Below are 438 nucleotides of genomic sequence, written 5' to 3'. Positions count from 1 at the left end.
GAATTTGGCCACTTGATTGAAGGTTTGCAATACCTGAAATTATCCGTGAGATGCTAATTTAGGAAAGCCACTGACAAGGAATTGTCCAAAAATTGTTTTCATACCTGAGCAGATACTGTCGATTATGTCTGCTAGAGGATTAATTGGAGCGTGGTAAATTTACTACGTTGAATCTTAGTCGTTGTTCAAATTTGCAGACTTTCGATGCAATGTTATGCGAGCTTATACTGCAAATAGTATTGTAAGTCTTTGATGTTTTGTTCGAGTTATGCTGACTTATCCTGCAAGCATCACTTTAAAAAAGCCGCTCTTCATGAGCGGCTTTTTGCTATCTGCAATTTATGTAACGTTCCCACCCATCTCGTTTGTACTTGGACTTTATTCGATAGATTCAAAGCTTTTATATAGACACTAATTAATAGGCTTGATATTTAAAAT

It is taken from the genome of Vibrio sp. 10N.222.52.C12 (assembly GCF_041474215.1).
Classification (GTDB): Bacteria; Pseudomonadota; Gammaproteobacteria; order Enterobacterales; family Vibrionaceae; genus Vibrio; species Vibrio crassostreae_C.
This window is presented reverse-complemented; position numbering follows the sequence as displayed.